The organism is Mesorhizobium sp. M7A.F.Ca.CA.002.05.1.1, assembly GCF_003998335.1.
Taxonomy (GTDB): Bacteria; Pseudomonadota; Alphaproteobacteria; order Rhizobiales; family Rhizobiaceae; genus Mesorhizobium.
Genome location: NZ_RZQI01000551.1, coordinates 1 through 4,077, shown reverse-complemented (window position 1 = coordinate 4,077; position 4,077 = coordinate 1). Strand labels below are relative to the sequence as shown.

Genomic DNA, 4,077 nt, shown 5'->3' with positions numbered 1-4,077 from the left:
ATACATGACCGCCCAGGCCGTCAAGCTGGCTATCATCGATGCCGCGTTCGTCAAGGCCTTCGACTCGCCGGCAGGCAGCTGACCGGTGCGGCATCCCCGGTGCGGGGATGCCCAAGCCGGCGAGCCTTTCAGTCGATATCGAATGACACGCCCTGGGCGAGCGGCAGCGCCTTGGAATAGTTCACCGTGTTGGTGGCGCGCCGCATATAGGCCTTCCATGCGTCGGAGCCGCTCTCGCGGCCGCCCCCGGTTTCCTTTTCGCCGCCAAAGGCACCGCCGATCTCGGCGCCCGAGGTACCGATGTTGACATTGGCAATGCCGCAATCCGATCCGTCGACACCCAGGAAACGCTCGGATTCCTGCAGGTCTCGGGTGAAGATCGACGAGGACAGGCCTGCCCCCACGGCATTGTGCTCGTCGAGCACCGCGTCGAAGTCCGAATATTTCATCACGTAGAGGATCGGCGCGAAGGTCTCTTCCGTCACCGGTGACACCTGGCTTGGCATTTCGACCAGCGCCGGGTGCACGTAGTACGCATCCGGATGGCCGTTCTCGACCCGCGTGCCGCCGGTCACCTTGCCGCCATGGGCAGCGGCTTCCTTCAGCGCCTTCTGCATGGCGTCGAAGGCCGCCTTGTCGATCAGCGGCCCGACCAGCGAGGACGTCTCCAGCGGATTGCCGACAGACACACTCTCGTAGGCCTTCTTGAGGCGCGGAACCAAGGCGTCGTAGACGCTGTCATGCACGAACAGGCGCCGCAGCGTCGTGCAGCGCTGGCCGGCCGTGCCCATCGCTCCAAACGCAATCGCACGCAGCGCCATGTCGAGATCGGCGGTCGGGCAGACGATGCCGGCATTGTTGCCGCCGAGTTCCAGCACCGCGCGCGCAAAGCGCTTGGCCAGCCGCGGGCCGACGTCGCGGCCCATGCGGGTCGAGCCGGTTGCCGAAACCAGCGGCACTTTGGGGTGATCGACCAGGATCTCGCCGACGGCGCGGTCGCCGATCAGCACCGGCGCCAGGCCATCAGGTGCGTCCGCGCCGAAGCGCTCGACCGCACGCTTGAAGATAGCCTCGCAGGCAAGTGCGGTCAGCGGCGTCTTTTCCGACGGCTTCCACACCACTGCGTCGCCGCAGACCAGTGCCAGGGCGGCATTCCACGACCACACAGCCACCGGGAAGTTGAAGGCGGAAATGACGCCGACGACGCCGAGCGGATGCCAGGTTTCCATCATCCGATGGCCCGGGCGCTCGGTGGCGATGGTCAGGCCGTACAATTGCCGGGAGAGGCCTACGGCGAAATCGCAGATGTCGATCATCTCCTGCACTTCGCCGAGGCCCTCGGACGGGATCTTGCCGACCTCGATCGAGACCAGCCGGCCAAGCTCGGCCTTGTGCGTACGCAGCTCCTCGCCCAGCAGCCGCACCAGTTCGCCACGCCGCGGGCCTGGCACCATGCGCCAGGCTTGGAAGGCCTTGTGCGCGGCATCAATGATCTTAGCCGCTTCGGCCGGCGAGATCGTCCTCAGCGCCGCGATCTGCTCGCCCGTCACCGGGCTGCGCACGATCAGGTCGCCGCCGACAAGCGTCTCCTTGGCCACACCCAGTTTCGCCAGCAGTTCGGTCGTTTCCTTGCCTATCGTCATTCTTGTCCCTTTCAGATCCAGTCGCTCATAATGCATGTCGCCCAAAAGTGCCCCGCGGTTTTGGGACAACGACATGCACAAAAGGCATGCCGGTCAAAGCCTGGCGTCATGCTGCCCGCGTGCACAAAGGCACCTCAGGCACGATCATCGCGTGGCATTACTCGTTTCAAGGGAAAATCACCACCCCGGCATGGTCTAAGCCCAAACTGCACGATTGAGCCAGATGGGGCAGATGGCGCTCAGTTTGCCTTCTTGGCCGGTGGGCGTACCGCACCGTCCCTGATCAGCCGGTCGATATGCATGCGGATATGTGCCGCTTCCGCCGCCGTGTTAGCAAGCGCTATGGCGCGGTCGAAGGCGACGCGCGCCTCGTCCCCCCGGTCGAGTTGCATCAAGAGGCCCCCCTTGAGGCCGAAAAAATGGAAATAGCCGGAAAGCCGTTCTTCCAGCGGCTCGATCATGGCCAGCGCCTCTGCCGGTCCACGCACCTTCGAGACCGCGACAGCCCGGTTGAGCGTGACCACCGGCGACGGCTGCATCTGCTCCAGCAAGCGATAGAGCAGGTCGATCTCGTTCCAGTCGGTATCCTCCGCCTTTTCGGCCCGCGCGTGCAGTGCGGCAATCGCCGCTTGCACCTGGTAGGGGCCGGGCTTGCGATGGCGTAGCGCCTTGTCGACCAGCGCCAGCCCCTCATCGATCATCTTGCGGCTCCACAGGCTGCGATCCTGGTCTTCGAGCAGCACGATCTCGCCGCTCTCGTCGAAACGGGCCGGTGCGCGCGCATGCTGCAGAAGCAACAGCGCCGTCAGCCCCATGATCTCCGGCTCGGTCTGGAACAACCGCAGCAGGAGCCGTGCCAGCCGGATCGCCTCCTCGCACAGCGGTGCGCGGGCCGGCGCCTCGCCGCTGTTGGTCGAATAGCCCTCGTTGAAGACCAAGTAGACCATGGCGGCGACGGCGGCGAGGCGTTCCGACCGCTCGACCGCGCCCGGCGTCTCGAACGGCACGCCGGCGTCCGCAATGCGCGCCTTGGCGCGAGTGATGCGCTGCTCCATGGCGCTTTCGCCAACCAGGAAGGCGCGCGCGATCTGCTTGACCGTAAGACCGGAGACGATGCGCAGCGCCACCGCGATCTGCTGCGTTGCCGGCAGATCAGGATGGCAGCAGATGAACAGCAGCCGCAATATGTCGTCGCGGTAGTGCGCCCCGTCCAGCCGCTCGGCGATATCGCTCTCGGCGTCCTCCAGATCCGAAACCTGGTCTTCCTCCGGCATCGGCGCCTGCTTGGCGCGCTTGCGCACCGCATCGATGCCGCTGTTGCGGCCGACGAAGATCAGCCACGCCGCCGGGTCGCGCGGCGGCCCGTTCTGCGGCCAGTTCTTCAGCGCCCTGAGGCACGCGTCCTGGAAAGCTTCCTCCGCCGTATCGAGATCGCGGAAATAACGCAGCAGCGCACCCATCGCCTGCGGGCGGGCGGCGCTGATCGCGGAGCTGATCCAGGCCATTTCGGTCATGCGGAAACCTTGGCGGGATTGAAGATCGAGACCGGCCGGATCTCATAGGAGCCGCCGCTCGGGTTGACTTCGGAAAGCTCGCGGGCGAACTCCACCGCCTCGTCGAGATCGGCGCATTCGAGCGTGTAGAAGCCGAGGAACTGTTCCTTGGTCTCGGCGAACGGCCCGTCGATGACGACCGATTCGCCCTTGACCTTTCTCAGGGTCGTCGCGGCGGTCGTCGGCAGAAGCCGTGCCACCGGGCCGAGCCGACCAGCCTTGGCGTACTTGTCCTGAACGTCGAGGAGATTGGCCATGACCTCGTCGTCCTGTGCCTTGCTCCAGGAGCAGACGACATCTTCGGAGGCATAGCAGAGGATTGCGTAGAGCATGGCGGGTCCTTTTCTCTGTCAAAGGACGAAACAGTAAGACCGATCCCGACACGACGTCGATAAAAAAATCCAGATGTAGACGGATTTGGCCACGGCCAGCCGCGCCGGTCAGCTTTCTCCCAGTTTCAGCCATCGCAGCACGAGAGCTTCCTCGTCATCGAGACCATCGATGGAGCGTTTGCGTTTGTTGGCTTGTGCCATTTCATTCAGCAACCGCCCCTCGGACCACGCTTCGAAGACCCGCGGATGGATATAGCATTTGCGGCAGACGGCGCGCGTATTGCCCAGCCGCTCGGCAACCTTGTCGATGACGCTGTTCATCGCCCTGTTTCGCTGTGCCTGGCTTTGCGGCAGTTCCGTTTGGGCAAACAGCGACGCGGCGTGAATGGTGCCGCCCCAGGTGCGGAAATGCTTCGAACTGAAGGCGTCACCGACCGCCTCACGGATATAGCGGTTGACGTCCTCGGAGCGGACCGGCCGCCTGTTGCCGTCCTCATCGAGATACTGGAACAGCTTCTGGCCTGGCAGGTCCTGTGCGCCGCGCACAAT

At 64.5% G+C, this 4,077-nt stretch carries 3 protein-coding genes and 1 pseudogene; all 4 read right to left on the bottom strand.

The genetic code is table 11. The features are described 5' to 3' along the window. Positions 1-128: 128 nt before the first annotated feature. A complete protein-coding gene (gene amaB, locus EN939_RS23715; RefSeq protein ID WP_127270095.1) occupies positions 129-1,643 on the bottom strand; it encodes an L-piperidine-6-carboxylate dehydrogenase in 1,515 nt (504 codons plus the stop codon). A 239-nt stretch (positions 1,644-1,882) separates the two neighbouring features. Next, positions 1,883-3,157, bottom strand: coding sequence for an RNA polymerase sigma factor (locus EN939_RS23710; protein WP_127270094.1), 1,275 nt, complete (start codon positions 3,155-3,157; stop codon positions 1,883-1,885). Further along, positions 3,154-3,528, bottom strand: coding sequence for a YciI family protein (locus EN939_RS23705; protein ID WP_127270092.1), 375 nt, complete (start codon positions 3,526-3,528; stop codon positions 3,154-3,156). The genes EN939_RS23710 and EN939_RS23705 overlap by 4 nt, the downstream gene beginning before the upstream one ends. Before the next feature lie 108 nt (positions 3,529-3,636). Next, positions 3,637-4,077: pseudogene (locus EN939_RS23700) on the bottom strand (DNA topoisomerase IB); the annotation flags it as partial.